This is a genomic window from Albimonas sp. (assembly GCF_055129145.1).
Map to the genome: position 1 here is coordinate 18,692 of NZ_JBSRTQ010000035.1, position 12,541 is coordinate 31,232.

The window sequence follows — 12,541 nt, forward strand, 5'->3', positions numbered from 1 at the left end:
CCGGTCCCACGCCGCGCGGGCGCTTCGGCGCGGCCGGCGCACCGGTCGTCGCGCGGCTCCCCCGCCGTCAGCGGTCCCGGCGGCGGGAGGGGCGGTTGGCGGGGTCGCGCAGGCGCGGGGCGCGGGCGGGGAGGTCGGCCATGATCTCGCGCCGGGTTTCCGGCGAGAGCCGCGACCAGGTCGCGATCTCGTCGCCGGTGCGCAGGCAGCCGATGCAGATCCGCGCGCCCGGGTGGATCTGGCAGACCTTGGTGCATGGGCTCTCGATCTCGTCGCGCCGCCAGAGGTCGTCGGTCATCGCGCCTCCTCCCGCGCGGCCGCGGCCCGGATCGAGGCCAGGCGGTCCAGCGCGCCCTGCAGGATGTAGGCGGCGGCGACGTGGTCGATCACCTCGGCGCGGCGCTTGCGCGAGGCGTCGGCCTCCAGCAGCGCGCGTTCGGCGGCCACCGTCGACAGGCGCTCGTCCCAGAGCAGGATGGGTTCCGGTCGCAGGCGGGCGAAATTGCGGGCGAAGGCGCGGGTCGACTGACAGCGCGGGCCCTCGTCGCCGATCATGTTGACCGGAAGGCCAAGCACCCAGCCCGCCACGCTCCGTCCGGCCAGCATCTCCACCAGCTTCGCCACATCCGCCCCGAATTTCTTGCGGCGCACGGTGGAGAGCGGCGAGGCGATGTGAAACCCGCCATCCGACACCGCCACCCCGATGGTGCGGTCGCCGAGGTCGAGGCCGATCAGCTGGCCGCCGGGGGCGAGGGCCGCGGCGAACGCAACCGCCTGCGGCGCTTCGAGGATCGGCGCGTAGACGGGTGCGGGCGCGTCGCTCACTCCATCGCCTCCTTCACGCCGGCGTCGACGGCGGCGCCGCGCAGGCGGTTCAGCGCGTCGGGCGCGTCGGCGAAGACCTGCTCGGCGTCTTTCCAGATGCGGGCCGCGTCCTCGGGTTTGCCGAGCACGCCATAGGCCGAGATCAGGCGGGCCCAGTCGGCGGGGGGGCCGCCCGCCTCGGCGAGGCGGCCTTCGAGGCGGGCGACCATGTCTTCGATCATCGCGGCGCGGTCTTCGGGGGACATGTCCTGCGCGGCCTGCATCTGTTCGGCATCGGGACCCGGGGGGGCGGAGGCGACGGGGCCGCCGGCCGGCATGTCGCCCGCCGCGATCGCGGCGCGTTCCAGCCCGCCGATCTGGGCGCGGATCGGTTCGATCCACGGGGCGTCTTCGGGCCCCTCGTTCAGCAGCGCCTGCCAGAAGCGCAGCGCCAGCCCGTAGCGCCCGGTCTGGGCGAGCGCCAGGCCCGCATAGTAGCGCGCGATAGGCTGGCTCGGCTCGGCCTGCAGGGTCAGGCCCAGCTGCCGCTCCGCCTCCGGCGAGACGTAGCCGCCGGCGGACAGGATCATGGTTTCGGCCAGAGCGGCGCGGTCGGCGGGGGCGACGGCGTCGCCCTGCAGGTCCACCGCCTCGCGCATCGCGGCCTGGGCGCCCATGGGATCCTCCAGCCGCAGCAGGCTGTCGGCGAGCAGCCGGCGGCCGCGCACGTCGTCGGGGCGGTCGGCGAGGACGCCGCGCAGGCGGGCGACGAGCTCGCGCAGGCGGATGGTTTCGGGGTCTTCGGGCGCGGCGTCGGGGGCGGGCGCGGCGGCGGCGAGGCGGCCGGCCTCCAGCTGTTCTGCCTCCAGCTGGGACGGACGCGGCGGCTCGGCGGCGCGGATCTCGGCCATGCGCTGGGCGAGCGGGCGGTCGGGCAGGTCCGGCGAGCCGATCATCGCATAGGCCCCGAAGCCCCCCGCCACCAGCAGCGTCACCAGCCCGGCGGCGAGCGCCTTCGACGCGCCGGCGGGGGCGGGGACCGCGGGATCGGCGCGCTCGGCCTCCGCCGCGGCGGCGAGCAGCCGGCGCGAGATCTCGGCCCGCGCGCCCGCGGCCTCCGCCTCGGGCAGCACGCCGCGGGCGACGTCGCGCTCCACCGCGCGCAGCTGGTCGCGGAACACCTGGACGTCATGCGCGGCGCGCGGGGCGGCGGCGGCGCGTCCGCCCAACAGCGGACGGGCGAGCCATGCGCCGCAGATCAGCGCGAGCAGCAGGGCGGCGAGCCAGAAGGCCATGCGTGACGGGCTCCGAAAGGGCGGGCAAACCGCGGAAACTCAGCCAAGGACTTAACCCCGGGGAGGGCGCGCGTCCACCGACGGGGCCGTGAGGCGGCTGGCCGCGGCGGGGTTACGCGGGGGCGGTCACGCTGAACGCCGGCCCGCCCGCCCAGGTCAGCCGCCAGCGGGCGCCGGGGCGGACGTTCTGCACGATCTGCGGTTCGAACGCGACGAGGCAGGTCCCGCCCGCGCGCCGGACCGAGGGGTAGATCAGCGCGGCGAACCCCGCGTCGCGCAGCGCGCGGGCAAGGGCCTGGCCGGCGGGGTAGCCGAGTCCGGGGTCCGGGTGCAGACACGGCGCGCCAGCCGCGCCCCGCAGATCCGGGAAATCGCCGATGAAGTCGGCGAGATAGGCGTGATAGTCGGCTTCGTCCTCGTAGACGCCGACGAAACCCAGTTCACGGGTGCGGTGGAAGGCCACCTCCTCGATCGCGGTGAGGTCGTCGAAGGCGCAGTACCAGGCCCCCCGGTCGCCGGGGTTGAAGCGGTTGCCGCCCTTGCGGGTATAGGCGAAGGCGGCGTTCACATAGGTGTGCCCCCAGGCCCCGAGCTGATCGCGACGGGCGCGAAACGCCATCTCGCGCGGGTCGAGATCGGGCAGGCCGCGGCGTTCGGCCAGCAGGCGGCCGGAGGTCAGGCCCTCCAGCTGCGCCAGCAGCTCGGCTTCTGCGTCGGTGCCGACCAGGGCGCGCAGCACCGGCGGCTTGAAATGGGCCGAGGGGATCAGGCGCACCGCGGCGCGGAGCGCGAGGGGGGAGACGGGGGGCAGGTCGGGCGCCGCCGGTTCCAGCTCGGGGGCGCTCATGCCCCGCCGCGCAGGGCGTCGACATAACCGCGCACCTCCAGGATCACGGGCAGACCGCCGGCGCGCATGGCGGCGAGCGGGGTCTCGCCCCCGAACAGCGGCCCGTCATTGGCCAGCTTCACCCAGCGGTCCGCCAGCGGGTCCGAGAAATAGAGGTGCAGCGCCTTGTAGAGCCCGACCAGTCCGCTGAGCCGCAGCCGCTGATCCTGCCCCAGCCGCCCGCCGCGTCCGAGCTTCATCCGCGCCCAGGTGCGCGGCGCCGCGTCGACCAGGGCCGCGGCCTCGTCATTGGTCAGGCCCCAGGCGTCGGCCAGCCGCGCATAGGCTTTGAGCGCCACCGCGTCGAGATCGGCGCCGGGCGCGGAGGGAGAGAGCGGGGCGCCGGAAGCGTGCATGGGATGATCCTTGCCATATAGCTTTATATTAAGCGCCATATGGCATTCGTCAAGGCGAAGATTCCCGTTTCGCGCCCCGCGCCCATATCCGTCCGTCCGCGACCGCCGGGCGCGCTGTCGCGTTCGCATGACAGGACGGCGCATTCGCGCGCCTTGTCCGGGCCGCTCCGGGCGATAGGGTCGGGGGGGCGCCCCGCGCCCGCCGGCGTCCGAACCGCGACAGGAGATCCGACCCATGGCCCGCTACTCGGTCTTCGCGCTGGCCCGCAACGCGTTCAGCCATCATCAGGACTGGCAGCGGGCCTGGGCCTCGCCCGAGCCGAAGGCGGCGTATGACGTGGTGGTGATCGGCGGCGGGGGCCACGGGCTCGCCACCGCCTATTACCTCGCGAAGAACCACGGGATCCGGCGGGTCGCGGTATTGGAGAAGGGGTGGCTCGGCGGCGGCAACACCGGGCGCAACACCACCATCATCCGCTCGAACTACCTGCGCGACCCCTCGGCCAGGATCTATGAGCTGGCCCGCGGGCTCTACGAAAACCTCAGCCAGGAGCTGAACTTCAACATCATGTTCAGCCCCCGCGGGGTGCTGATGCTGGCCCAGACCGAGCATGAGCGCCGCGCCTATGAGCGGACCGCCCATGCCAACCGCGCCCAGGGCATCGAGACCGAGATGGTCGACGCGGCGCGCTGCGCGCAGATCGTGCCGATCCTGAATGTCGAGGGGCCGCGATACCCGGTGCTGGGCGGCCTCTGGCAGGCCCGCGGCGGCACGGCGCGCCATGACGCGGTCGCCTGGGGCTATGCGCGGGCGGCGTCGGAGCTGGGCGTGGATATTCTCCAGAACTGCGAGGTCACCGGCATCGACCGCGACGCCTCCGGCGTCGCCGGGGTCCGGACCAGCCGCGGGGCGATCCGCACCAAAAAGCTCTGCATCGTGGTCGCGGGCCATTCCGGAGTGCTGGCCGACATGGCCGGGTTCCGCCTGCCGGTCGAGTCGGTGGCGCTGCAGGCGCTGGTCTCCGAGCCGATCAAGCCGGTGATCGACTGCGTGGTGATGGCCAACACCGTGCACGGCTACCTCTCGCAGTCCGACAAGGGCGAACTGGTCATCGGCGGCGGGGCGGACGGGTTCAACAACTACACCCAGCGCGGGTCGTTCCAGCATGTCGAGGAGACGGTGCGCGCGCTGGTGGAGACGTTTCCGGTGATCTCCCGCCTCAGGATGCTGCGGCAATGGGGCGGGATCGTGGACATGACCGGCGACCGATCGCCGATCATCGGGGCGACCCCGGTTCCGGGGATCTGGATCAACTGCGGCTGGGGGACGGGCGGGTTCAAGGCGATCCCGGGCTCGGGCTGGGCGACGGCGGCGATGGTGGCCAACGGCGCCGACCCGGTGGCCGCGCCCTTCGGGCTGGAGCGGTTCCGGGAGGGGCGGATGATCGACGAATCCGTCGCCGCGGCGGTGGCCCACTGATGGCCATGCCCGCTCGCCACAATTCGGCCCGGACCAAGGTATTCGCGCCGCAATCTTTGATCGGCTCCGGCGGCGCGCCATCTTCCAGCGTCAACGAAAACGAGCGCAAGGAGAAGGCGACATGGCTGTCAACAACGGCAACGGGTCCAATTCGGTTCTGTCATTCGTGGTGGGCGGGCTGCTGGTCGCCGTCTGCGCGCTCGGCTATCTCGCCTATGCGGGCGTGGGGCCCTTCGCCTCGGACGAGCCGTCGGTCACCATCCAGCTGCCCGACGTGGACGTCAACAAGGGCGGCTGAGGCCTCCTCCCGCCGGCGCGCCGCGCGCCCGGGACATGCCCTTTCGATCTTCCTAGCAGCCTGCGACGCATCCCCCGCGTCGCGGGCTGTTTTCGTGCGCACGAAAGCCCTGTCATGCTGCTGCTGACCTGCCCGCATTGCGGCGTCTCCGCCGAGGAGACCGAGTTCCATCCCGGCGGCGAGGCGCATCTCAGGCGCTTCGGGCCGGGCGCGTCGGACGCGGCGTTTTCAGCCTACATGTTCGACCGGGCCAACCCCAGGGGCGTGCATTTCGAGCGGTGGCGCCATGCGTTCGGCTGCGGGAAGTGGTTCCATCTCGCGCGCTGCACGGCGACGCTGGAGGTGTTCGGCGCCTATCCGGCCGATGTCGGCGACCCGCCGGACGCGATCCTCGACCGCATCCGCGCCCGCCGCCCCGGCTGGGAACCCAAGACCAAGGGAGACGCCTGATGGCCCGCCGCCTTCCTGACCGCGGCCGGCTGATCGACCGCGCCCGGCCCCTCCCCTTCCGCTGGAACGGCCGCGCCCTGACCGGGTTCGAAGGCGACACGCTCGCCTCCGCCCTGCTGGCCAATGGCGAAGCGCTGATGGGCCGGTCGTTCAAATATCACCGCCCGCGCGGCGCGGTGGCGAGCGGGGCGGAGGAGCCCAACGCCCTCGCCGCCATCGGCGCCGGCGCCGGGGCCGCGCCCAATACGCGGGCCACGACCCAGAAGCTGACCATGGGGCTGGAGGCCGCGAGCCAGAACCACTGGCCGTCGCTGGAGCTCGACATCGGCGAGCTGAACGCCTTCGCCGCCCCGATGTTCCCGGCGGGATTCTACTACAAGACCTTCATCCATCCGCGCCGGGCCTGGAAGCATCTGTTCGAGCCGGTGATCCGCAACGCCGCAGGGCTCGGCCGCGCGCCGGACGGGCCGGACCCGGACCGCTACGAGTTCTTCTATCTGACGGTCGACGTGCTGGTGGCGGGGGGCGGGACCTCGGGCCTCGCCGCGGCGCTGGCGGCGGGCGAGACCGGGGCGCGGGTGCTTCTGGTGGAGCAATCCGGCGCCTGGGGCGGGCGCGCGGCGACCGACGGGGTGATGATCGACGGGACGCCCGCGGCGGACTGGGTGGCGGGCGCCCTGGCGCGGCTGGCGGCGATGGCCAACGTCACGATGCGGCTCAACACGCAAGGCTCGGGGGTCTACGATCACGGCTACGCGCTGTTGTCGGAACAGGTGGCCCGCCCGGTCGGCGCCTCCGGCCTTCGCGAACGCCTTTGGCGAGTGCGCGCCACGCGGATCGTCGCCGCGACCGGGGCCATCGAGCGTCCGCTCGCCTTCGCCGGCAATGACCGGCCCGGCGTGATGCTGGCGGGGGCCGTGCGCGACTATCTCGACCTCTGGGGCGTGGCCTGCGGCGAGCGGACCGTGGTCGCCACCAACAACGACGACGGCTACCGCACCGCGCTGGCGCTGAAGGCGGCGGGACTGGACGTGCCGGCGGTGCTCGATGCGCGCGATGCGCCGGCGGGGCCGTTGGCGGAGGCGGCGCGGGCCGCCGGCATCCCGGTCCGCGCCGGCATGGGGGTGGTTCGGGCGCTGGGCCGGATGCGGGTCTCGGGCGTCGAGATCGGGCGGATCGACGGGACCGGCCGGGGCGAGAAGCGGATCGCCTGCGATTGCGTGGCGATGTCGGGCGGCTGGTCGCCGGTGGTGCATCTGTGGAGCCATTGCGGCGGCAAGCTGATCTGGGACGAGGCCGACGCGTTGTTCGCCCCCGACCCCGACCGCCCGCCGCTGTCCCATGACGGGACGGGTTTCGTGATCGCCGCCGGGACCGCCGCGGGGCGCCTGCGCGCCGGCGCCGCGATGGAGGACGCCGACGCGGCCGGGCGCCGGGCGGCGGCGGAGGCGGGGGCTGGGACGTCTTCCGCGCCCCTTCCCGTGGCGAAGGCGGAGGCGGAGGAGGCCATGCGCCCCGTCTGGACCTCGCCCTCCAAAATGCCGCCGAAGCTCGCCGAAAAGGCGTTCCTGGATTTCCAGAACGACGTGAAGGTCGCGGACGTGCAACTCGCGGCGCGGGAGGGCTACGAGAGCGTCGAGCACGCCAAGCGCTACACCACGCTCGGCATGGCGACGGACCAGGGCAAGACCTCGAACATCGCCGGGCTCGCGATCCTGGCCGAAGCGCGCGGCGCCGCGATCCCGGAGGTCGGGACGACCACGTTCCGCCCGCCCTACACGCCGCTCACCCTCGGCGCGCTCGCCGGCGAGGCCCGCGGCCCCCTCTTCAAGCCGACCCGCAAGACGCCGATGGACCCCTGGCACGCCCGCAACGGCGCGCATTGGGAGCCGGTGGCCGACTGGCGGCGGCCCTACGCCTATCTTCGCCCGGACGAGACGGTGACGGACGCCGTGACCCGCGAAATCCGCGCGGTCCGCGACGGCGTCGGCATGATGGACGCCTCGACCCTGGGAAAGCTGCTGGTGAAGGGGCCGGACGCCGCGAAATTCCTCGACCTGCTCTACACCAACCTGATGTCGACGCTGAAACCCGGCAAATGCCGCTACGGGCTGATGTGCACCGAACAAGGGTTCCTGTTCGACGACGGCGTGGCGGCGCGGCTGTCGGAGGATTCGTTCCTCGTCCACACCACCACCGGCGGCGCCGACCGCGTGCATGGCTGGATGGAGGAATGGCTGCAGACCGAGTGGTTCGACCTGAAGGTCCACGTCGCCAACCTGACCGAGCAATACGCCCAGATCGCCGTCGCCGGGCCGAAAGCGCGGGATGTGCTGGAGCGGCTCGGCGGCATGGCGGTCGACGGCCAGGCGCTGCCCTTCCTCGGCTGGGCCGAGGGGGAGCTCGCCGGCATTGCCGCCCGGGTCTACAGGATCAGCTTCTCCGGCGAGCTGAGTTTCGAGATCGCGGTTCCTGCGGGGCAGGGGCTCGCGATGTGGACCGCGGTGGCGAAGGCCGGCGCGGCCCATGGCATCACCCCCTACGGCACCGAGGCGATGCATGTGCTGCGCGCCGAAAAGGGGTTCATCATGATCGGCGACGAGACCGACGGGACCGTGACGCCGCTCGATCTCGGCCTCGGCTGGGCGGTGTCCAGGAAGAAGGCGGATTTCATCGGCAAGCGGGGGATGGAGCGGTCGGACCTGACCCGCCCCGACCGCCTGCGGCTGGTAGGGCTGGCGAGCGAGGACCCGTCGGTCGTCATCCCAGACGGCGCCCATGCGCTGGAGGGGATCCACGCCGACGGCCGGGCGCGCACCGTCGGGCATGCGACCTCGACCTACTGGTCGCCGACGCTTGGGCGCTCCATCGCCATGGCGTTGATCGAGCGGGGGCCGGAGCGGATGGGCGAGATCGTGAAAATGTCCAACGGCGCCGCCCCGCCGATCCCGGCGAAGATCGTGTCGCCGGTGTTCTTCGATCCGGACGGGGAGCGGCAGAATGGCTGAGCGGGCGATGCGATGGGCGCGGGTCGAAGGCCGAGGCATGATCGGTCTGCGCCTGGATCTTTTCAATGCCGCGCTGACCGGCGCGGTGGAGGCCGCCGCGGGTGTGAACATTCCTGCGATCCGGCGGATCGAGACCGAGGGCGACCGAAGACTCGCCTGGATGAGCCCGGACGAGCTGCTGCTGTTCCTCCCGGCGGCGGAGGTCCCCACGACCCTCGCCGCCCTGCGAAAGGGCTTCGGGGAGGGTTTCGCGATGGCGGTCGACCTCTCCGACGCCCGCGCCCTCTACCGGCTGGAGGGGCCCGGCGCGCGCGAGGTGCTGGCCAAGGCCGCGCCGGTCGACCTGCACCCGGATCATTTCGGCCCCGGCGACTTCCGGCGCACGCGGCTCGGTCAGGTCGCGGCGGCGTTCTGGCAGGTGGGCGGGCAGGTGGCTGAAGCGCCCGAGTCGTTCGAGCTGGTCTGCTTCCGCTCGCTCGAAGGGCACATGGCGGCCTGGCTCGACCTCGCCGGCGCGCCGGGCACGCTGCCCGGGGTGTTCGCCCGCATCTGAGCCGAAATCGATTCGGACAACACTATTTACTCATCGTAAAGATTAAGAAAGGCCTTGACGCTGCGTCATCAGAGCCTTGGCCATTTCAAGGGCGCCGCTGAGCGCACGACTAAGCGCGAGCCATGCGCTGTGCGCAGAGCAGCTTTCGAAATTGATGCACTGCACAAAACCATCAGGGAACCTCATTATCTTCTCAACGGAACGAGACGAGCCGCACCCGACGCGACCGCCGACCGGACCCGGGAAAGGCCAATGGCCACGGGACGACCGACGCGAGGCGCGAGGCGGCGAACCAGGAGAAGACAGATGACCTACGCCAACCACGACCGCCTCGACATGGCCCGCATCGATCTCGAGGCCCGCCGCATGCGCGCCGAGACCCTGCGCAACATTCTGACCGGGCTTTCGACCCGCGTCCGCAACCTGTTCTCCGGCGGCCATGGCGCCACCGGCCGCGCCGCCTGAAGGCAGGCGCCGCCACGAGCTTTCCATGGCTTCAGGGGCCCTCCCTCCCCGTAGAGCCTTGGAATGACGGATGTCGAAGGGCCCTCCCTCCTGACGATGTCCGATAGACCGCCGCCGAACGCACTCCTCCCTGGGTGTTGGCGGCAGGATCTGAAACCCCGCTCGGTCCTCCCTCCGAGCGGGGTTTTTCTTTGTCCGGCGTTCCGATCCGCCCGGCGCCTCCCGGTCTGCTCTGCGCCCCCCGGTCTGCGCTGCGCAGCGTCAATGCCGCGCGGTTTCCCGGGCGAAATGCGCCGGCCGCTTCTGTTGCGTTGCAACAGGGTTTCCGCCAGAACCGAAAGTGAATTCCGGGACGCTTCGTCATCCCGCCCGCCCCGTCGCGGGGCGCCATCGCCTGCGGGTCGGCCCGCCGGATCCCGCGCGCCCGATCCCGCGGCCATTCTCGCGATCGCGCCCGCAGACCCCCTGGAGGCCCCATGTTCAACCTGTCCGCCTATCGCGAGGAATGGCTGCGCAATCCGCGCGGCGATCTGCTCGCCGGGCTCGTCGTGGCCCTGGCGCTGATCCCCGAGGCCATCGCCTTTTCGATCATCGCCGGCGTCGACCCCAAGGTCGGGCTCTACGCCTCCTTCTCCATCGCGGTGCTGACCGCGATCTGCGGGGGGCGGCCGGGGATGATCTCGGCCGCGACCGCGGCGACGGCGGTGCTGATGGTGACCTTGGTGCGCGATCACGGGCTGGAATACCTGCTCGCCGCGACCGTGCTCGCCGGCGTGCTGCAGATCGGGGCCGGCTACGCGCGGCTGGGAAACCTGATGCGCTTCGTGTCGCGATCGGTGATGACCGGCTTCGTCAACGCGCTCGCCATCCTGATCTTCATGGCGCAGCTGCCCGAACTGATCGGCGTCCCCTACCTGACCTATGCGATGGTCGCGGCAGGCCTCGGCATCATCTACCTCTTCCCCTATGTGACCAGGGCGATCCCGTCGCCGCTGGTCTGCATCCTGGTGCTGACCTCGGTCTCGCTGGGCTTCGGCTTCGACCTGCGCACCGTATCCGACATGGGCGCGCTGCCCGACAGCTTTCCGGTTTTCCTGCTGCCCGACATTCCGCTGACCTTCGAGACATTGCAGATCATCCTGCCCTATTCGGCGGCGGTGGCGGCGGTGGGGCTGCTGGAAAGCCTGATGACCGCCTCGCTGGTCGACGAGCTGACCGACACCCCCTCCGACAAGAACCGCGAGTGCATCGGCCAGGGCATCGCCAATTTCTGCACCGGCTTCATCGGCGGCATGGCCGGCTGCGCGATGATCGGCCAGTCGATGATCAACGTGAAATCCGGCGGACGCGGGCGGCTGTCCTGCTTCTTCGCCGGCGTGTTCCTGCTGTTCATGATCGTCGTGCTCGGCGACTGGGTGGGGCGGATCCCGATGGCGGCGCTGGTGGCGATCATGATCATGGTGTCGATCGGCACGTTCTCGTGGTCGTCGATCAAGGCGCTGCGCACCCATCCGCGGTCCTCCTCCATCGTGATGCTGGCGACGGTGATCTGCGTGGTGTGGACCCATAATCTCGCCATCGGGGTGCTGGTCGGCGTGCTGCTGTCGGGGATCTTCTTCGCCGCCAAGATCTCGCAGATCTTCGGCGTGCGCTCGGAGCTGTCGGCCGACGGGCGGCATCGGACCTATGTGGTCGAGGGGCAGGTGTTCTTCGCCTCGGCCGACGTCTTCTCGAAATCCTTCGACTTCCGCGAGGCGCTGGACCGGGTCACCCTCGACGTGAGCCGGGCGCATATCTGGGACATCTCCTCGGTGGCGGCGCTCGACATGGTGGTGCTGAAATTCCGCCGCGAGGGGGCCGAGGTCGACTTAATCGGGCTCAACGCGGCCTCCGAGACCATCGTCGACAAGCTGGCGATGCACGACAAGCCCGGCGCGATGGACGCGCCGGCGGGGCACTGAAGCGCGCAACAACACGGCCGAAGCGCCGGGGAGAGAGACATGGGCAAGCTGATCGCGCTGGTGGACGGGTCGGACTATTCGCGCTCGGTCTGCGAACATGCGGCCTGGCTCGCGACGCGCTCGGGCCGGTCGGTGGAGGTGCTGCATGTGATGGGGCGCCGGTCGCCGGGGACCGCGGACCTGAGCGGGGCGCTGGCGCTGGGCGCGCGCACCGCGCTGCTGGAGGAGCTGGCGGATCTGGACGCGCGCATGTCGCGGCTGGGGCAGGCGCGGGGCCGGGCGATCCTGGAGGACGCCGAGGCGATCCTGCGCAAGACCGGGGTGGCGGATGTGACCACCCGCCTGCGCATCGGCGACCTGGTGGAGGAGATGTCCGCCGCCGCGGCCGACGCCGACATGGTGGTGATCGGCAAGCGGGGCGAGGCCTCGGATTTCGCCAAGCCGCATCTGGGATCGAACCTCGAGCGGGTGGCGCGGGTGGCGGACCGGCCGGTCTTCGTGGCGAGCCGGGCGTTCAAGGCGATCGGCAAGGTGCTGGTCGCCTTCGACGGGGGGCCGAGCTGCCTGAAGGCGGTCGATCACATGTCGCGCAGCCCCACGGCGCAGGGCTTGCGGTTTCGTCTGGTGCGCGCGGGCGGGGACACGCCCGAGATGCGGCGGGGCCTGGATGGCGCGCGGGCGATGCTCGCCGGCGCGGGGATCGAGGCGGAGACGGCGGTGCTGACCGGCTCGCCCGCCGAAGCGGTGGCCGACGAGGCGGAGCGCTGGGGCGCCGACCTGATGGTGATGGGCGCCTACGGGCATTCCAGGATACGCTCGATGATCCTCGGCTCGACCACCGAGGAGCTGCTGCGGAGCTGCCGGATTCCGGTGTTCCTCTTTCGTTGAGGGAGGCCGCGCGCCGACCGTCGCGCCGGCGGCCCCGGTGCGCCCGCGCGGCGCTGGGCTGGGGGCGCTTGCGGAGCCGTCCCGGCAGGGCGGGTGC

13 protein-coding genes are annotated in these 12,541 nt (G+C 71.7%); 8 read left to right on the top strand and 5 right to left on the bottom strand.

The features are described 5' to 3' along the window. Nucleotides 1-67: 67 nt before the first annotated feature. The 5 genes from ACTB72_RS08080 to ACTB72_RS08100 all read right to left on the bottom strand — a co-directional run bounded on the left by ACTB72_RS08080 (nt 68) and on the right by ACTB72_RS08100 (nt 3,341). Nucleotides 68-298 carry a DUF1289 domain-containing protein gene (locus ACTB72_RS08080; RefSeq protein ID WP_463036475.1) on the bottom strand — a complete coding sequence of 77 codons (231 nt, stop codon included), beginning with the start codon at nt 296-298 and terminating at the stop codon, nt 68-70. Continuing rightward, a complete protein-coding gene (gene ruvX, locus ACTB72_RS08085) occupies nt 295-825 on the bottom strand; it encodes a Holliday junction resolvase RuvX (RefSeq protein ID WP_463036476.1) in 531 nt (176 codons plus the stop codon). Before ruvX ends, ACTB72_RS08080 begins: the two co-directional genes overlap by 4 nt. Continuing rightward, nucleotides 822-2,099: a c-type cytochrome biogenesis protein CcmI gene (gene ccmI, locus ACTB72_RS08090; RefSeq protein WP_463036477.1), complete on the bottom strand. Its 1,278-nt coding sequence runs from the start codon at nt 2,097-2,099 to the stop codon at nt 822-824. Before ccmI ends, ruvX begins: the two co-directional genes overlap by 4 nt. Nucleotides 2,100-2,211: 112 nt before the next feature. Next, entirely contained in the window at nt 2,212-2,946 is a 735-nt protein-coding gene (locus ACTB72_RS08095; RefSeq protein WP_463036478.1) for an RES family NAD+ phosphorylase, read from the bottom strand. Beyond that, entirely contained in the window at nt 2,943-3,341 is a 399-nt protein-coding gene (locus ACTB72_RS08100) for an antitoxin Xre-like helix-turn-helix domain-containing protein (RefSeq protein ID WP_463036479.1), read from the bottom strand. The genes ACTB72_RS08095 and ACTB72_RS08100 overlap by 4 nt, the downstream gene beginning before the upstream one ends. Before the next feature lie 235 nt (nt 3,342-3,576). Between ACTB72_RS08100 and ACTB72_RS08105 the strand changes: the two genes are divergently transcribed. From ACTB72_RS08105 to ACTB72_RS08140, 8 genes are all read left to right on the top strand, one after another. Next, the gene (locus ACTB72_RS08105; protein WP_463036480.1) at nt 3,577-4,821 is read left to right on the top strand and encodes a sarcosine oxidase subunit beta family protein; all 1,245 of its coding nucleotides are present in this window, start codon (nt 3,577-3,579) and stop codon (nt 4,819-4,821) included. A gap of 121 nt (nt 4,822-4,942) precedes the next feature. Then, a complete protein-coding gene (locus ACTB72_RS08110) occupies nt 4,943-5,119 on the top strand; it encodes a hypothetical protein (protein ID WP_463036481.1) in 177 nt (58 codons plus the stop codon). 114 nt (nt 5,120-5,233) lie between these two features. Then, nucleotides 5,234-5,569, top strand: coding sequence for a sarcosine oxidase subunit delta (locus ACTB72_RS08115; RefSeq protein ID WP_463036482.1), 336 nt, complete (start codon nt 5,234-5,236; stop codon nt 5,567-5,569). Then, nucleotides 5,569-8,577 (top strand): sarcosine oxidase subunit alpha family protein, encoded by a 3,009-nt coding sequence (locus ACTB72_RS08120; RefSeq protein WP_463036483.1) that lies wholly within the window; start codon nt 5,569-5,571, stop codon nt 8,575-8,577. The genes ACTB72_RS08115 and ACTB72_RS08120 overlap by 1 nt, the downstream gene beginning before the upstream one ends. Nucleotides 8,578-8,614: 37 nt before the next feature. Continuing rightward, nucleotides 8,615-9,130 (top strand): sarcosine oxidase subunit gamma, encoded by a 516-nt coding sequence (locus ACTB72_RS08125; RefSeq protein ID WP_463036484.1) that lies wholly within the window; start codon nt 8,615-8,617, stop codon nt 9,128-9,130. A 306-nt stretch (nt 9,131-9,436) separates the two neighbouring features. Further along, complete coding sequence (locus ACTB72_RS08130; RefSeq protein ID WP_463036485.1) at nt 9,437-9,595, top strand: RSP_7527 family protein; 159 nt, start codon at nt 9,437-9,439, stop codon at nt 9,593-9,595. A gap of 476 nt (nt 9,596-10,071) precedes the next feature. Then, the gene (locus ACTB72_RS08135; RefSeq protein ID WP_463036486.1) at nt 10,072-11,556 is read left to right on the top strand and encodes a SulP family inorganic anion transporter; all 1,485 of its coding nucleotides are present in this window, start codon (nt 10,072-10,074) and stop codon (nt 11,554-11,556) included. A 39-nt stretch (nt 11,557-11,595) separates the two neighbouring features. After that, a complete protein-coding gene (locus ACTB72_RS08140) occupies nt 11,596-12,444 on the top strand; it encodes a universal stress protein (protein WP_463036487.1) in 849 nt (282 codons plus the stop codon). Nucleotides 12,445-12,541 lie beyond the last annotated feature (97 nt).

What these genes read in the sequence shown, in the direction of transcription:
- ACTB72_RS08080 (WP_463036475.1), bottom strand. Translation starts at nt 298, where the DNA reads ATGACCGACGACCTCTGGCGGCGCGACGAGATCGAGAGCCCATGCACC.
- ccmI (WP_463036477.1), bottom strand. Translation starts at nt 2,099, where the DNA reads ATGGCCTTCTGGCTCGCCGCCCTGCTGCTCGCGCTGATCTGCGGCGCA.
- ACTB72_RS08095 (WP_463036478.1), bottom strand. Translation starts at nt 2,946, where the DNA reads ATGAGCGCCCCCGAGCTGGAACCGGCGGCGCCCGACCTGCCCCCCGTC.
- ACTB72_RS08100 (WP_463036479.1), bottom strand. Translation starts at nt 3,341, where the DNA reads ATGCACGCTTCCGGCGCCCCGCTCTCTCCCTCCGCGCCCGGCGCCGAT.
- ACTB72_RS08105 (WP_463036480.1), top strand. Translation starts at nt 3,577, where the DNA reads ATGGCCCGCTACTCGGTCTTCGCGCTGGCCCGCAACGCGTTCAGCCAT.
- ACTB72_RS08110 (WP_463036481.1), top strand. Translation starts at nt 4,943, where the DNA reads ATGGCTGTCAACAACGGCAACGGGTCCAATTCGGTTCTGTCATTCGTG.
- ACTB72_RS08115 (WP_463036482.1), top strand. Translation starts at nt 5,234, where the DNA reads ATGCTGCTGCTGACCTGCCCGCATTGCGGCGTCTCCGCCGAGGAGACC.
- ACTB72_RS08120 (WP_463036483.1), top strand. Translation starts at nt 5,569, where the DNA reads ATGGCCCGCCGCCTTCCTGACCGCGGCCGGCTGATCGACCGCGCCCGG.
- ACTB72_RS08125 (WP_463036484.1), top strand. Translation starts at nt 8,615, where the DNA reads ATGATCGGTCTGCGCCTGGATCTTTTCAATGCCGCGCTGACCGGCGCG.
- ACTB72_RS08130 (WP_463036485.1), top strand. Translation starts at nt 9,437, where the DNA reads ATGACCTACGCCAACCACGACCGCCTCGACATGGCCCGCATCGATCTC.
- ACTB72_RS08135 (WP_463036486.1), top strand. Translation starts at nt 10,072, where the DNA reads ATGTTCAACCTGTCCGCCTATCGCGAGGAATGGCTGCGCAATCCGCGC.
- ACTB72_RS08140 (WP_463036487.1), top strand. Translation starts at nt 11,596, where the DNA reads ATGGGCAAGCTGATCGCGCTGGTGGACGGGTCGGACTATTCGCGCTCG.